The organism is Lysobacter humi (ex Lee et al. 2017) (assembly GCF_054781815.1).
On sequence record NZ_BAAGTR010000010.1, the window covers coordinates 112457 to 126160 of the forward strand.

A 13704-nucleotide genomic window follows, 5' to 3' on the forward strand; every position below is an offset into this window, starting at 1 on the left:
CCCCACGCGATGACGAAGCTCCGGCACTGGGCATGGATCGGCATGGCGGGCCTCGTGCTCGCCGGCTGTGCGAAGAAGGACGACGCCGCGGACACGCCGGAGGCGACGCCGCCGATGGCGGTCTCCGCCGAGCCCGCGCAGCTGCGCGAGATCGAGCGCGCGATCGGCGTTTCCGGGCCGGTGTCGGCCTGGGAGGAGATGCAGCTCGGCGTCGAGGTGAGCGGGCTGCGCGTCACCGGGCTCTATGTCGACGTGGGCGAGTACGTGCGCCGCGGGCAGGTGCTGCTCGAGCTCGACGCGCGCACGCTCGGCAGTGACCTCGCGCAGGCGCAGGCCGCCTACCGCGAGGCGCAGGCCGGTGCGACGCTCGCGCAGGCGAACCTGCGCCGCGCCGAGCCGCTCGCGCGCGGCAAGTACATCTCCGCCGGCCAGCTCGACGAGCTGCGCGCCGCGCGCGACCAGGCCAATGCACGCGTGTCGACCGCCCGCGCCGCGCTCGACGCGGCGCAGCTGCGCCGCGATTTCGCCGAGCTGCGCGCGCCGGACGACGGCGTGATCTCCAAGCGCCTCGTGCAGCCCGGGCAGGTCGTCGCCGCGGGCACCGAGCTGCTGCGCCTGATCCGCGACGGCCGCCTGGAATGGCGTGCCGAGCTCGCGGATGCCGAGCTCGCGCGCGTCGACGTCGGCGATCCGGTGGTCCTCGAGGTGCCGGGCGGCGGCACCGTGGAAGGCCAGGTGCGCGCGGTCAGCCCGGGCGTCGACGCGGCCACGCGCACCGGCACGGTCTACGCCGACCTCGACGATCCCGACGGCCTGCGCGTCGGCGCCTACGTGCCCGGCCGCATCCTGACGGGCGCGGCGCGCGTGCTCGCGGTCCCGGCCGCCGCGGTGGTGGTGCGCGACGGCAATCCGTATGTCTTCAGCGTCGATGGCAAAGGCCTGGTGCGCCGCCTGCGCGTGCGCACCGGCGCGACCACGCAGGGCTGGACCGAAATCCTCGACGGTCTGGAGGTCGGCATTCGCGTGATCGTGCGCGGCGCCGGGTTCGTCGGCGAGGGCGACACCGTGCGCGTGGTCGCCGACACCGCCGCGCCGCCGGCGAAGGCCAGCGCGCCATGATCAACGTCTCCGCCTGGGCGATCCGCCGGCCGCTGCCGGCGCTGATGATCTTCTTCGTGCTGTGCGTGGCGGGCCTGTGGGGCTTCTGGAAGCTGCCGGTCGCGCGCTTTCCCGACATCGCCTTTCCGATGGTGACGGTGACCGTGCCGCAGCCCGGCGCGTCGCCGAGCCAGCTCGAGACCGAAGTGACGCGCCGCATCGAGGACCAGGTGGCGACGCTCAACGGCGTCAAGCGCGTGACCTCGAGCGTGAGCGAGGGCGCGAGCACCACGGCGATCGAGTTCCGACTGGAAACCGATCTCGCCACCGCCCTCGACGACACGCGCGCCGCGGTGAGCCGGATCCGCTCGGACCTGCCGCAGGACATCCAGGAACCGATCATCAACAAGGTCGACATCGGCGGCTCGCTGCTGACCTATGCGGTGGCGTCCGACCGCATGGGCGTCGACGAGCTCAGCTGGTTCGTCGACCGCGAGGTGACCCGCGCGATGTTCGGCGTCGCCGGCGTGGCGAAGGTGTCGCGTGCCGGCGGCGTGGAGCGGCAGATCCGCGTCGATCTCGACCCGGACGCGCTGCAGGCCTATGGCGTCACCGCGGGCGAGATCAGCCAGCAGATCGCGGCGAGTCAGGTCGAGCGCCCGGGCGGCCGCGCCGAGCTCGATGCCTCGCAGCAGGTCATCCGCACGCTGGGCACCGTCGGCAGCGCCGCGCAGCTGCAGGACTTCTCGATCGCCCTGCGCGACGGCCGCGCGGTGCGGCTGGGCACGCTCGCGCGCATCAGCGACGGCGCGGCCGATCCGTCGCAGGTCGCGCTGCTCGACGGCAAGCCCGTGGTCTCGTTCGCCATCTCGCGCACGCGTGGCTCGTCCGAGCTCGAAGTGGCCGAGGGCGTGCGCGCGAAGATCGCCGAGCTCGAGGCCGCGCATCCGGGCACGAAGTTCCGGCTGGTGACGGCGATGGTGGAGGAAGCCGAGCGCTCCTACGACTCGTCGATGACCATGCTCTGGGAAGGCGCGCTGCTCGCGCTGCTGGTGGTCTGGGCCTTCCTGCGCGACTGGCGCGCGACGTGGATCAGCGCGGTCGCGCTGCCGCTGTCGATCATCCCGACGTTCGCGGTGATGTACTTCTTCGGCTTCACGCTGAACCTGATCACGCTGCTTGCGCTGTCGGTGGTCGTGGGCATCCTGGTCGACGACGCGATCGTCGAGATCGAGAACATCGTGCGCCACCTGCGCATGGGCAAGACCCCGCTGGAAGCCGCGCGCGAGGCGGCCGACGAGATCGGCGTCGCGGTGATCGCCACCTCCCTCACGCTCGCCGCGGTGTTCATCCCGGTGGCCTTCATGCCGGGCATCCCCGGCAAGTTCTTCCGCGAGTTCGGCTGGACGGCGGCCGCCGCGGTGCTGTTCTCGCTGCTGGTCGCGCGGCTGCTCACGCCCATGATCGCGGCCTACCAGCTCAAGGGCGGCGGGCACGAGGAGAAGGAGGGCCCGCTGATGAAGCGCTACCTCGGACTCGTCGACGCCGCATTGCGCCGCCGCTGGATCACGCTGCTCGGCGCGACGCTGTTCTTCGCCGGCTCGATGTGGCTCGTGAAGTACATCCCGGCGACCTTCATCCCGTTCTCCGACCTCGGCCGCAGCAACCTCTCGATCGAGCTCCCACCGGGCACGCCGATCGAGGAGACCGTGCGCGTGGCGGAGGCCGCGCGCGCCCGGCTCGAGGCGATCCCCGAGCTCACGCAGGTCTACACGGTGATCGGCTCGGCGCTGGACCTCGGCGATCCGGGCAAGTCCGGCCCGGGTGAGGCGCGCACGGCCACGCTCGTGCTCGACTGGGGCCATGCCGAGGATCGCGGGCGCGACCAGAAGCAGCTCGAGCGCGATGCACGTGCGCGCCTGATGGACCTGCCCGGCGTGCGCGTGAGCTACCTCTCGACCGAGCCCGGCGAGGTGATGCAGCTCGTGCTCGCCGGCGACGATCCGCAGCAGCTGCAGGAGGCGGCGGATTCGCTGGGCCGCGAGCTTCGCACCATCAAGGGCCTGGGCAGCGTGAGCTCCTCGGCCTCGCTGCTGCGGCCCGAGCTGGTGATCGTGCCCGACCCCGCGCGCGCGGCGGACCTCGGCGTGTCCACCACCGCGATCGCCGAAGCCGCGCGCATCGCCACCAGCGGCGACTACACGCAACGCCTGGCCAAGCTCAACCTGCCCGAGCGGCAGATCCCGATCCGCGTGGGGTTCGCCGAGGCGGACCTCTCGGATCCCGCGCTGATCGGCCAGCTGCGCGTGCCCGGCGCCAACGGGCCGGTGCCGCTCGCGGCGGTGGCCGACATCACGCAGGCGAGCGGGCCGTCGGTGATCTCGCGCTACCAGCGCCAGCGCAACGTCACGTTCACCGCCGAGCTCAACGGGCGTCCGCTGGGCGACGTGATGAACGAGGTCAACCAGCTCGCGACAGTGAAGAACCCGCCGCCGGGCGTGAGCTTCCTCAATGCCGGCGATGCCGAGATCTTCGTCGAGCTGTTCGTCGGCTTCCTACTGGCGATGGCGGCGGGGCTGGTGTGCATCTACATGGTGCTGCTGCTGCTGTTCAACCACGCGCTGCAGCCGCTCACCATCCTCTCGGCGGTGCCGCTGTGCGCGGGCGGCGCGTTCGGCGCGCTGCTGATCACCCAGCACATGCTCTCGCTGCCGGCACTGATCGGCCTGCTGATGCTGATCGGCATCGCGACCAAGAACTCGATCCTGCTGGTCGACTACGCGGTGATCGCCGAGGACGAGATGGGCATGAGCCAGCACGATGCGCTGGTCGATGCCTGCCGAAAGCGCGCGCGTCCGGTGGTGATGACCTCGCTCGCGATGGGCGCCGGCATGCTGCCGATCGCGCTCGGCTTCTCGGGTGATTCGAGCTTCCGCGCGCCGATGGCGGTGGCGGTGATCGGCGGGCTGTTCACGTCGACGCTGCTCAGCCTGATCGTGATCCCGGCGGCGTACACCGTGGTCGACGACGTGGGCGCGTGGATGCGCCGCAAGCTGCGGCGCGGCAAGGCGGACGTTCCGTCCCCGGCCGCATCGAACTGAGTCGGCGCCCGGCCGGAGCCGGGCGCCGCGCACAGGTCAGGCCGCGGTGCCGCCGTCGCGGTCCTTGCGGAAGCGGCCGAAGAGCCAGCGACCGGCCGCCGCGAGCCCCAGGGCCAGCGGCAGCAGCAGCTTCTTGAGGCCGAGCAGGAGCACGCCGAGCTTGGCGAACAGCCCGGTCTTGGCCGCGAGGCCGCCGCCGACGAGCGCCGCCAGGCCGTAGGCCGCGACCTTGTCGGTGGATTCGTTGAAGTCCGCGTAGCGCGCGCCCGGCTCGAACTCCACGCGCGGGATGAGCGTGGCCATGCCGCCGCGCACGCGCTCGAGGTCGGCCATGCGGGCGACGGCATTGAGGCTCAGGTAGCCCTCGCGACCGAGCACGCGGATGTCGTAGTTGAGCGTATTGCCCTTGCTGCCCTCGAAGGCGAGTTCCTTGGCCCAGTGCAGCTTCTTCGTCGCGGCGTCGTATCGCGGCGGCACGGCCCAGCCGACGAGCTCGACCTTCTCGTAGCCGGCCTCCGCGCGCGCCTCGTTCTCGGCGCTGGCCTCGCTCTTCATGTCGGCGAGCATGGCCTCGTAGTCGATCTCGGCGGCGTCCTCGTCGGAGACATGCCCGTCGGTGGAATGCGTCACCACCACCGCCCAGCTCGCGTCGTCCTCCAGCGCGGGCTCGCGCGGCACGACGAGACCGATGACCTCGTCGTCGGGTGGATTCCCCCACAGCTCTTCCAGCACGCGTCGGGCATCGGCCTTCTCCAGGTAGCGGAAGTCCGATCCGAGCTGGATCGTCGCCTTCGCGTCCGGAATCGCCGCGGTGCCTTCGCGGAAATTGAGCGTGCGCACGAAGGCGCGGGTCTTCTCACGCATCGTCGCCTCGTCCGGCGCCTGCGCGAGCACGGTCGGCCCCACGGCCAGCAGGCCGAGGAGCATCCATTTCATCGACATCGGTAGTCCCCTTCGGGCGTCCCCACGCCCGGTGGCGGAATTCTACGCGGCGATCAGCTGCGCAGCCCCACGCCGCGCTTGAGCAGCCACAGCCCGAGCGCGCCGAGCGCCACCACGAAGGCGAGCATCAGCGCATACGCCGTGGCGAGCGGGACGTCGCTCGTGCCGAGCAGGCCGTAGCGGAAGGCATTGACCATGTAGAAGATCGGATTGAGATGCGTCGCGGCTTCCGCCCAGTCCGGCAGCAGCTTGACCGAATAGAACACGCCGCCGAGGTACGTGAGCGGCGTCAGGATGAAGGTCGGCACGATCGCGATGTCGTCGAACTTCTTCGCATATACCGCGTTGACGAAGCCTGCGAGCGCGAAGATCGTCGCACCCAGCAGCACGGTGGTGAACGTGACGACCGGATGCGGGATGCGCACGTCGGTGAACAGCATCGCGATCGCGAGCACGATCGCGCCGACCATCAGGCCGCGCAGCACCGCGCCGGCGACGTAGCCGAGCAGGATCACCCAGTTCGGCATCGGGCTGACCAGCAGCTCCTCGACGTGGCGGCCGAATTTCGCGCCGAAGAAGCTCGAGGAGATGTTGCCGTAGGCGTTCTGGATCACCGACATCATCACCAGGCCGGGCACGATGAAGTCCATGTAGCGGATGCCGTCCATCTCGCCCACGCGCGAGCCGATCAGCCCGCCGAAGATGAGGAAGTAGAGCGTCATCGTGATCGCCGGCGGCACCAGCGTCTGGCCCCAGATGCGCAGGATCCGGCGGACCTCGCGGCGCACGATGGTGCCGAGCGCGACGAGGTGGTGCGAAGAGGTGGTCGGCGTGTTCATCGGGGTGCTCATACGGCGGCCGTCCCGGCGTTCTCGCCGGTCAGCTTCACGAAGAGTTCTTCCAGGCGGTTGGACTTGGTGCGCATCGAGCGCACGCGGATGCCGGCGGCGCCGAGCGCGGAGAAGACGCGGTTGAGGTCCATCGCGCGCGGCATCTCCACGTCCAGCGTGTGGTCGTCGGCCGCGGTGATCGTCATGCCCTCGATGTGCGGCAGCGTGGCCGGCAGCAGGCCGTCGATGTCGAGCAGGAATCCTTCGACGTCGAGTTTGGCGAGCAGTGTCCTCATCGGGCCCTGCTCGACGATGCGCCCGCGGTCGATGATCGCGACGTTGCGGCACAGGCTCTCCGCTTCCTCGAGGTAGTGCGTGGTGAGGATGATCGTGGTGCCGCTCGCGTTGATCTCCTTGAGCGTCTTCCACATGCCGCGGCGGATCTCGATGTCGACGCCCGCCGTCGGTTCGTCGAGGATCAGCAGGCGCGGCGCGGTCATCATCGCGCGGGCGATCATCAGGCGGCGCTTCATGCCGCCCGAGAGCGTCCGGCTCATCGCGTCGCGTTTCTCCCACAGCTGCGCGCGGCGCAGCTCGACTTCCGCGCGCTCGAGCGCCTCGGCCCGCGGCACGCCGTAGAAGCCGGCGTAGTTCACCACGATGTCGAGCGGCTTCTCGAACATGTTGAAGTTGATTTCCTGCGGCACCAGCCCGATCTGGCGCATGGCGCTCGCGCGGTCGCGCTGCAGGTCGATGCCGTGCACGTGCACGCTGCCCGCGGTGAGGTTCACCAGCGAGCTCACGATGCCGATCAGCGTCGACTTGCCGGCGCCGTTCGGGCCCAGCAGGGCGAAGAAGTCGCCCGGCATCACGTCGAGCGAGACGCCTTTGAGCGCCTCGACGCGGCCTTCGTAGGTCTTGCGCAGGTCGCGCACGGACAGGGCCGGAACGCCGGCGGTCGTCGCAGCGGGATCGATCATCGAGGGAGAACCTGGCCGCGGGTCGGGCGGCGAGCCGCTAGTATAGGCAGCCCCTCGCGCGCGCCTGCGCGCACGCAGCGTTCCAGCGGCCGCGCGCCGCGGACTGTCAGGAATCCCGCTTGGCCATCGTCCAGTTCCCGCTCAAGCTCGTCTCGCGCCGCATGCTGGCGCCGGGCATCGGCCATTACGCCTTCGTACGCGAGGATGGCCAGCCGCTCGATTTCATCCCCGGGCAGTTCATCCAGGTGCACTTCGCCTATGCCGACGGCACGGCGACCAAGCGCAGCTATTCGCTCGCGACGATCCACGACCATGCGATCGGCCCGGGCGAGGCGGTGGAGATCGCGGTGAGCTACGTGCCCGGCGGCGCGGCGACCGCGCTGTTCGAGGGCCTCGAGATCGGCGGGACCGTGAACGCGAGCGGGCCGTACGGGCGCTTCTGCCTGATGCCGCAGGACGCGAATCGTCGCTACCTGCTCATCGCCACGGGCACGGGCGTGACGCCCTACCGCTCGATGCTGCCCGAGCTCGCGCGGCTGATCGGCGAGCGCGGCATCGAGGTGGTGCTGCTGTTCGGCGCCCGCACGCCCGCCGAGCTGCTCTACGGCGAGGAGTTCCGCGCCTTCGCCGAGGCGCATCCGGCCCACTTCCGCTTCGTGCCGTGCTTCTCGCGCGAGCTGCCCGCGCCGGGCACGCCGCATGCCCATCGCGATGTGCGCCACGGCTACGTGCAGCAGTTCCTGGACGAGTTCACGCCCGATCCGGCGAATGACATCGCCTATCTCTGCGGCAATCCGAACATGGTCGACGCGGCGTTCGAGGCGCTGAAGGCCTTCGGCCTGCCGCCGGCGCAGATCCGCCGCGAGAAGTACGTCAGCAGCAAGTAGGTCCCGACGCGTAGCGTTTGCGAGGCGCCCGCCCACATGACGTCGCGGGCTGTAAAGAATGCTTGACAGGCTCCCGGCCGCTGCCTATCGTCGCTGTCAAGTTTATTTGACAGCCGCCATGACCCTGCGCTCCGAGCCGCTCGCCCTTGTCGCCATGCTCCTGCTGCTCGGGGCGATGGCCCTGAAGCGCCTGTCGCCGGACGTGCCGCCGGGCCTGCGCTGGGCAGCCGTCGCCGTAGCCCTCGCGCTCACGGTCTATTCGCTGCTGCTGTGGCGGCGCGAGCAGGCGGAGGATCCGGCCACGCGCGCGGTGAGCCGCCGCTACCTGCGCGAATCGCTGCCGGCGATGCTCGCCTATGTCGGCGTGCTGATGCTCTCGGTCTGGCTGCTCAAGCGTGTCGACGCGGTCGGCCTGCGCGCGGTGGTCGCGCTGCTGCCCGCACTGCCGATCGCGATCGCACTGCGTGCCACCGCCCGCTACATCCGCGACCTCGACGAGTTGCAGCGCCGCATCGAGCTCGAGGCGCTCGCGCTGGGCAGCGTCGCCACCGGCTTCGGCTACATGACGGGCGGCTTCCTGCAGGGCGCGAAGGTGATCGAGATCTCCGCCGCCGGTGCGATGTTCTGGATGTTCCCGTTGCTGTGCATCGGCTACGGCATCGCCAGGTGCGTCGTGGCGCGGCGGTACCGCTGAGCATGGAGAGCCGGGTGCGCGAGCTGCGCGAGGGCGCGGGCTGGTCGCAGGGCGAGCTCGCCGAGCGGCTCGCCGTCTCGCGGCAGACCGTCAATGCGATCGAGACCGGCAAGTACGACCCGAGCCTGCCCCTCGCCTTCCGCATCGCGCGCCTGTTCGGCCGCCCGATCGAGGCGATCTTCCTTCCCGGAGACGACGCATGAACCTGTTCCCGCGTGATCCCGCCGCCCGCCGCGCGCTCGCGCTCGGTGCCGCCCTCGCCGCCGCAGCGCTCGCCGCCACCGCCGTCTTCGACCTGCCCGCACTCACGGGCGCCGTGCTGCCCGGGGTCTGGGTCGTCCTGCAGGCCGGTGGCCGTCGCGCCCGGCCCGCCTGCGCAGGCACGCCGCCGGCGCGGGCCTAGGCCGACCGGCACGGGCGGCGTTCCGCCCGGCACGTCCACGCTCCGCACCTGCGGACCTCTTCTCCGCTCCACTTTCGTCGGATGGATCCCATGCAACGACTTCGCCTTCCCGTCCTCGCGCTCGCGATCGCCGCCGGCCTCGCGGGTTGCGACGGGGCGCGCGGCCCGGCCGCACGCCCCGAGGGCGACGCGGCCGTGCGCCGCGTCGGCCGCATCGACTTCGAGCCCTGTGCGCTCTCGGGCGCCTTCGCCACCCAGACCGTCAACGGCATGTGCGGCACGCTCCGGGTGCCCGAGGATCCCGAAAAGCCGCGCGGCCGCATGCTCGACCTGCGCATCGCCTGGCTTCAGGCCGGCGACAAGGGCGAGCCGGCGCCCGACCCGGTGTTCTTCCTCGCGGGCGGGCCCGGGCAGGCGGCGACCGAGCATGCGGCGGGCGTCGCACAGGGCCTGCGCGAGGTGCTCAAGACGCGCCATGTCTTCCTCATCGACCAGCGCGGCACCGGGCAGTCGGCGCCGCTCAGCTGCCCCGAGGGCCTGGAGAAGCGGTTCGAGGCGCGCATCGACGTTGCCGCGGTGGGTGAGTACGCCGGGCTGTGCGCGAAGGCGCAGAAGAACGATCCGCGGCTGTTCACCACCACGCAGGCGGTCGCCGACCTCGATGCCGTGCGCCGCGCGCTCGGCGTCGAGAAGGTCAACCTGGTCGGCGTTTCCTACGGCACGCGCGTGGCGCAGCAGTACGCGCGGCGCCATCCACGGGCCACGCGCACCCTCGTGCTCGACGGCGTGGTGCCGAACGACCTCGTCACCGGCGGCGAGTTCGCGCGCACGTTCGAGCGCACGCTCGAGCTGCGCGACCGCGCCTGCGCAAGGGAGGCGACCTGCACGAAGCGCTACCCGCGCGACCTGCGCGCGCAGCTCATGCAGATCAAGCAGCGTCTCGCCGCGAGCCCGATAGAGGTCGAGTTCCGGCATCCGGCCACGGGCGCCGCCGAGCGCGAGACGCTCACGCCGCAGGCGGTGGTGAGCATCACGCAGATGCTGTCCTACATGCCGCATGCGGCGGCGCTGCTGCCGGTGGTGATCGACGAGGCCGCGCAGGGGCGCTACGGCCCGCTCGCCTCGCTTGCGGCGATGGGCGGCGAGTCGATGACCGGCAGCATGAACCGCGGCATGCAGTGGTCGGTGATCTGCGCCGAGGACGCCGACCGCTACGTGCCGGACCCGAAGGATGCGGGCACCGCGCTCGGCGACGAGATGTCGTCGATGTTCTTCTCGGCCTGCAGCGCCTGGCCGCGCGGCACGCGACCGGCCGATTTCACCGCACCGTTGCGTACCGGCGTGCCGGCGCTGCTGATGTCCGGCGAGCTCGATCCCGTCACGCCGCCCGAGTACGCCGCGCGCGTCGCGGCCGCGCTGCCGAACGCACGCGCGGTCGTGCTGCGCGGGCAGGGCCACGGCGTGTTCGCCACCGGCTGCATGCCCAAGCTCGTCGGCCAGTTCATCGAGAGCGCGAATGCGAAGTCGCTCGACGTGAAGTGCCTGGCGAGCGTCGCGCCGATCCCCCCCTTCACCAGCTTCAACGGCTGGGAGCCGTGAGCCCATGATCACCGCACGCAGCCTGCACAAGGCATTCAAGACCAAGACCGGCACCGTGAAGGCGGTGGACGGCGTCGACTTCGAGGCCTTCGATGGCCAGATCACCGGCCTGCTCGGCCCGAACGGCGCCGGCAAGACCACCACGCTGCGCATGCTGTACACACTGATGCGCCCCGACAGCGGGCAGGTGCTCGTCGACGGCGTCGACGCGGCGCGCGAGCCCGAAAAGGTACGACGCGCGCTCGGCGTGCTGCCCGATGCGCGCGGCGTCTACAAGCGCCTGACCGCGCGCGAGAACATCGCCTACTTCGGCGAGCTGCACGGGCTCTCCGCGCAGCAGATCGCGCAGCGCACGCAGGTGCTCGCCGGCGCACTGCAGATGGAGGACATCCTCGACCGGCAAACCGAAGGTTTCAGCCAGGGCCAGCGCACCAAGACCGCGATCGCCCGCGCGCTGGTGCACGATCCGAAGAACGTGATCCTCGACGAGCCCACCAATGGCCTCGACGTGATGACCACGCGCGCGATGCGCGGCTTTCTGCAGCAACTGAAGGCCGAAGGGCGCTGCGTGATCTTCTCGAGCCACATCATGCAGGAGGTCGCCGCGCTGTGTGACCGCATCGTCATCATCGCCAAGGGCCAGGTGGTGGCCGCCGGCACCGCCGACGAGCTGCGCGCGCGCATGGGCGAGGACAACCTCGAGGACGCCTTCGTCAAGGCGATCGGCTCGGAAGAGGGACTGCACGCATGAAGACCGGAATCCTCGCCACCGTCTGGGCGGTGATGCGCAAGGAACTGCGCGACATCTCGCGCGATCGCCGCACGCTCGCGCTCGCGCTGCTGCTGGGGCCGTTGATCTATCCGATCCTGATGATCGGGGTGGGCTCGATGGCCGAGCGCCGCGCCAAGACCGAGCTCGATCGCGTGCTCGAGATCCCCGTCGAAGGCCTCGAGCGCGCGCCGAATCTGGTCGCCTACCTCGCCTCGCAGGGCATCCGCGCGAAGAAGGCGCCGGCCGATCTCGACGCGGCGGTCGCGCGCGAGGCGGAGGACGTCGGCCTGCGCATCGATGCCGACTATGCCGACGACTGGCGCGCCGGCCGGCCCGCGGTCGTCGAGATCGTCGCCGACAGCACGCGTCGCAATGCGGAGATCCCGATCGCGCGCGTGCGCGCGGCGCTCGGCGGCTATCGCGACCAGGTCGGTGCGTTGCGCCTGCTCGCACGCGGCATCGATCCGTCGGTGACGCGCGCGCTCGCGGTCGGCGACCGTGACGTCGCCAGCGAGGATGCCAAGCGTGGGCAGCTGCTCGCCGCGCTGCTGCCCTACCTGCTGATCCTGAGCTCGTTCCTCGGCGGCGCCTACCTGATCCTCGACGCCACCGCGGGCGAGCGCGAACGGCAGTCGCTCGAGCCGCTGCTCGCCACGCCGGCGGCCCGCGGCGCGGTGGTGTCCGGCAAGATCGCCGCGGCCTGCGCGCTCGGCCTGCTGTCGCTGCTGCTCACGCTGCTCGCGTTCAAGCTCAGCGCGCAGCTGTCGTCGAGCGCCCGCATGCTCGATGTGAGCGCGCTCGCGATCGGGAAGATGCTCGTGGTGCTCGTGCCGATGCTCTTGATCGGCACGTCGCTGCTCACCTTCCTCGCGGCGTCGGCCAAGAGCATGAAGGAGGCGCAGAGCCACATGACGTGGCTGATGCTGCTGCCGATGATCCCGTCGATCATGCTGATGGTGAACCCGATCAAGTCGCAGGCCTGGCAGTTCGCGGTGCCGTTCCTGGCGCAGAACCAGATGATCATGAAGATCGTGCGCGCCGAGGCGATCGACGCGCAGACGTGGGCGATCTACTTCGCCGCCGGGCTCGGCCTCGCACTGGTGCTGTGGTTCGCGGCGGTGCGTCGCTACCACCAGGAGCGCCTGGCGATCGCCGGCTGAGCTTCACGCGGCGGCCACGCCGCCTGCGAGCAGTTGAACGGAGGCCGGTTCCGCCGGCCTCTTTTCACGTCCGGGCGGCGCGGACGACGGGAGCATGGCGGCGTCGATCCGGAGACCCGTCATGCGCAGCATCCTCGCCACCCTCAAGTCCGAACACGATCTGCTGCGCGAGCTGTTCGCGCAGATGAACGCCACCACCGACCGCGCCGAGAAGACGCGGGCCTCGCTGCTCGAGCAGATCGAGGCCGCGCTGGTGCCCCATGCGAAGTGGGAGGAGCTGGTCTTCTACCCGGCCTTCGAAAGCCGTGCGAGCCACGAGCAGAAGCTGCTCTACGCGGCCGCGATGCAGGAGCATCGTGCGGTCGAGCAGAGCGTGCTGCCCGACCTCAAGGCGTCGAGCGTCGACAGCCGCCAGTTCGCCGGTTCGGCGAAGGTGATGGGCGAGCTGCTCGACCACCATGCGCGCGAGGAGGAGGAGCAGATGTTCTCGCTGATGCGCGAGCTGTTTACCGCGCAGGAGCTCGCCGAGATGGACGAGCAGTACGCCGAGTGGAAGACGTCGGGCATGGGCGAGGGCGTTACCCTGCACGCCAAGCTCAAGACCGCGGCGGCGTCGATCTTCCGCGTGCCGGGCGCGCCCGGCTGAGGCGACGATCGGAGCGTGGCGCCGCGCGCATGCTGAATCGGCAGCGCGGCGCGATAGCGCTGCATCGCTCGGAGCAGCACGTCGTGTTGACCTCGATCGGGTGACGCAGGGCTGCTTCATCCGCGGCGGATGCCGACGTCGCCGGAGCATCTGCGGGTAATCGGCGGTAGCTGCAACATTCCGGCATCGTCCGAAAACGAAAAACGCCCGGCTTGCGCCGGGCGTTTCGTCGTCCTGCCGCGGCGATCAGGTGCCGGGGCTGAACGAGATGGTGCGGCGTACCGTCTGCGGCGAATCGATCGGCGCGAAGCGCCAGCGCTTGACGGCGCTGAGCGCGGCGCGGTCGAAGACGCGCGGCGGGGTGGCGCGGACCACGCGGGCGGCGGAGACGAGGCCTGACGTGTCGACGGTGAACTCCACCTGCACCTCGCCCGACTGCGCGTTGCGCAGCGCCTCGGACGGGAAGTCCGGCGCCGGCGTGGACAGTGCTCGCAGCTCGCTCGCGACCGCCGGGGCGGCGGGACGCGCCGGCGCCTGCTGCTGGGCCGTGCGCTGGGCGGCGGCCTGCTCGGCGGCGCGACGCTCGGCGGCC

At 70.8% G+C, this 13704-nt stretch carries 14 protein-coding genes; 10 read left to right on the forward strand and 4 right to left on the reverse strand.

The genetic code is table 11. The annotated features are described in order from the left end of the window. Positions 1-9: 9 nt before the first annotated feature. Positions 10-1119, forward strand: a complete 1110-nt coding sequence (locus tag ACYVJJ_RS10940) for an efflux RND transporter periplasmic adaptor subunit (RefSeq protein WP_460833529.1) — start codon at positions 10-12, stop codon at positions 1117-1119. Further along, positions 1116-4199 (forward strand): efflux RND transporter permease subunit, encoded by a 3084-nt coding sequence (locus tag ACYVJJ_RS10945; RefSeq protein ID WP_460833530.1) that lies wholly within the window; start codon positions 1116-1118, stop codon positions 4197-4199. Before ACYVJJ_RS10940 ends, ACYVJJ_RS10945 begins: the two co-directional genes overlap by 4 nt. A 36-nt stretch (positions 4200-4235) precedes the next feature. On the opposite strand, the gene ACYVJJ_RS10950 is transcribed toward ACYVJJ_RS10945, so the two are convergent. Genes ACYVJJ_RS10950 through ACYVJJ_RS10960 form a run of 3 tightly spaced genes read right to left on the reverse strand, consistent with a single transcriptional unit; the run spans position 4236 to position 6951 of the window. Continuing rightward, entirely contained in the window at positions 4236-5135 is a 900-nt protein-coding gene (locus ACYVJJ_RS10950) for a DUF2167 domain-containing protein (RefSeq protein ID WP_460833532.1), read from the reverse strand. Positions 5136-5194: 59 nt separating this feature from the next. Next, entirely contained in the window at positions 5195-5980 is a 786-nt protein-coding gene (locus tag ACYVJJ_RS10955; RefSeq protein WP_460833533.1) for an ABC transporter permease, read from the reverse strand. A gap of 8 nt (positions 5981-5988) precedes the next feature. Further along, positions 5989-6951 carry an ABC transporter ATP-binding protein gene (locus ACYVJJ_RS10960; RefSeq protein ID WP_460833535.1) on the reverse strand — a complete coding sequence of 321 codons (963 nt, stop codon included), beginning with the start codon at positions 6949-6951 and terminating at the stop codon, positions 5989-5991. Positions 6952-7112: 161 nt separating this feature from the next. Here ACYVJJ_RS10960 and ACYVJJ_RS10965 point away from each other — a divergent pair, with 161 nt between their 5' ends. The 8 genes from ACYVJJ_RS10965 to ACYVJJ_RS11000 all read left to right on the forward strand — a co-directional run bounded on the left by ACYVJJ_RS10965 (position 7113) and on the right by ACYVJJ_RS11000 (position 13112). Continuing rightward, on the forward strand, positions 7113-7838 hold the full coding sequence (locus ACYVJJ_RS10965; protein WP_460833555.1) for a ferredoxin--NADP reductase: 726 nt from the start codon (positions 7113-7115) through the stop codon (positions 7836-7838). Between the two features lie 118 nt (positions 7839-7956). Beyond that, complete coding sequence (locus ACYVJJ_RS10970; RefSeq protein ID WP_460833537.1) at positions 7957-8532, forward strand: hypothetical protein; 576 nt, start codon at positions 7957-7959, stop codon at positions 8530-8532. 2 nt (positions 8533-8534) lie between these two features. Then, positions 8535-8735 carry a helix-turn-helix transcriptional regulator gene (locus tag ACYVJJ_RS10975; protein ID WP_460833539.1) on the forward strand — a complete coding sequence of 67 codons (201 nt, stop codon included), beginning with the start codon at positions 8535-8537 and terminating at the stop codon, positions 8733-8735. Beyond that, entirely contained in the window at positions 8732-8935 is a 204-nt protein-coding gene (locus tag ACYVJJ_RS10980; protein ID WP_460833541.1) for a hypothetical protein, read from the forward strand. The genes ACYVJJ_RS10975 and ACYVJJ_RS10980 overlap by 4 nt, the downstream gene beginning before the upstream one ends. Positions 8936-9025: 90 nt before the next feature. Beyond that, entirely contained in the window at positions 9026-10534 is a 1509-nt protein-coding gene (locus ACYVJJ_RS10985; RefSeq protein ID WP_460833543.1) for an alpha/beta hydrolase, read from the forward strand. Between the two features lie 4 nt (positions 10535-10538). Beyond that, on the forward strand, positions 10539-11285 hold the full coding sequence (locus ACYVJJ_RS10990) for an ABC transporter ATP-binding protein (RefSeq protein ID WP_460833545.1): 747 nt from the start codon (positions 10539-10541) through the stop codon (positions 11283-11285). Beyond that, positions 11282-12466, forward strand: coding sequence for an ABC transporter permease (locus ACYVJJ_RS10995; protein ID WP_460833546.1), 1185 nt, complete (start codon positions 11282-11284; stop codon positions 12464-12466). Before ACYVJJ_RS10990 ends, ACYVJJ_RS10995 begins: the two co-directional genes overlap by 4 nt. Before the next feature lie 121 nt (positions 12467-12587). Beyond that, a complete protein-coding gene (locus ACYVJJ_RS11000; RefSeq protein ID WP_460833548.1) occupies positions 12588-13112 on the forward strand; it encodes a hemerythrin domain-containing protein in 525 nt (174 codons plus the stop codon). A 246-nt stretch (positions 13113-13358) separates the two neighbouring features. Here ACYVJJ_RS11000 and ACYVJJ_RS11005 read toward each other — a convergent pair. Further along, the coding region (locus tag ACYVJJ_RS11005; protein ID WP_460833549.1) for an energy transducer TonB at positions 13359-13704 on the reverse strand (346 nt) is incomplete at its 5' end.